Genomic DNA, 1,131 nt, shown 5'->3' with positions numbered 1-1,131 from the left:
TCTCTTGAAATCCCAAAAAATGCACACTTTTTCCGGTATACCCTTCAAAACCCTTGGACTAATTTCTGTGTTTATCAGCCTCTAACCTTTGATATATCAAGGTTTTAGGTTTATTCAGCAAACCCTAAAAACCAACAAACTGCAAGGTTTTTCTACTCATAACCTGAAACCCTTGGTAGGGACAATTTATGAATTGTCCCTACATCTTTTTCGGAGAGGTCTATTGATGGAAAAATTAATCAAATCAACCAAAAATTAGTCTAAAACTGGTAATGGGAAGGAGAGATTAACAGTGTTGATCAGAGAACCAAGAGAAGGAATGTCAGTTGTGGTGACATTAAAATTGACATCTGCAACAGGAACAATCTTTGTAGAGGGTAAAACTACATTAATAGTAGATACTGTTGTAGTTGCAGAGGGAATAGGAAGATTAGCAGGGGGAATATTAATTGTGCTACTTCCTCTTCCTGTACTAATCTGATTTGAACTACTGTCTTTCTTGATAGCAGAAACAAAGCTAGGGCGTGTATTATTTGCTGTACCATTGACCTCAATAACTGATGGTATTGTGATTTGAGCGGCTTTGGGAACTGGTACAGTAGGTGTAGATGGAGTTACATTGGGAATTGTGACAGTTGGTTTTGGGATGTTAGGTTTTGGGATGTTAATTGATGGTTTAACAACAGAGATATTTGGTGCTGTTATGGTAGGAATATTGATCGTGGGGATAGATTGAGCTTGGGCAGTTTCAGATATGAAAGCTGTGAGTATGAAAGTTAAGATTAAGCCCTTCACTTCAAGATGAGCAATAGGTTTGATTTTGATTGTCTTGATTTTGATTGTCATTGATTTTCATCCTCTATTTCCAGATATTGATTTATTCTCATGTCGATTACCAATTACCAATTACCAATTACCAATTACCAATTACCAATTACCAATTACCAATGTTTTTGATGATATCACTCGTCTAGCTTCGTATATTAGAGGTTGTTTGGAAAGTTTTTAAGTTAGCGAAAGTTAGCAAATGATTAACTAGCTAATTTCCCTTGATAAAGGCTTCCCAAAGCATCACAGTTATCTTCTATTAACCATAAATCATGTTTTTGGGCAAATTCAACAATTTCCTTT

General features: G+C 35.6%; 2 protein-coding genes. Both read right to left on the bottom strand.

Annotation, left to right across the window (positions count from 1 at the left end; genetic code table 11):
• Positions 1-255: 255 nt before the first annotated feature.
• Entirely contained in the window at positions 256-846 is a 591-nt protein-coding gene (locus tag FFR48_RS27995) for a hypothetical protein (protein WP_137669587.1), read from the bottom strand.
• Positions 847-1,031: 185 nt separating this feature from the next.
• Positions 1,032-1,124, bottom strand: a complete 93-nt coding sequence (locus FFR48_RS30705) for a DegT/DnrJ/EryC1/StrS family aminotransferase (RefSeq protein WP_371851496.1) — start codon at positions 1,122-1,124, stop codon at positions 1,032-1,034.
• Positions 1,125-1,131 lie beyond the last annotated feature (7 nt).

This window comes from Sphaerospermopsis reniformis (genome assembly GCF_005402885.1).
Lineage (GTDB): Bacteria > Cyanobacteriota > Cyanobacteriia > Cyanobacteriales > Nostocaceae > Sphaerospermopsis > Sphaerospermopsis kisseleviana.
The sequence above is the reverse complement of the archived record's forward strand: the minus strand, read 5'-3'. Positions and strand labels throughout refer to the sequence as shown.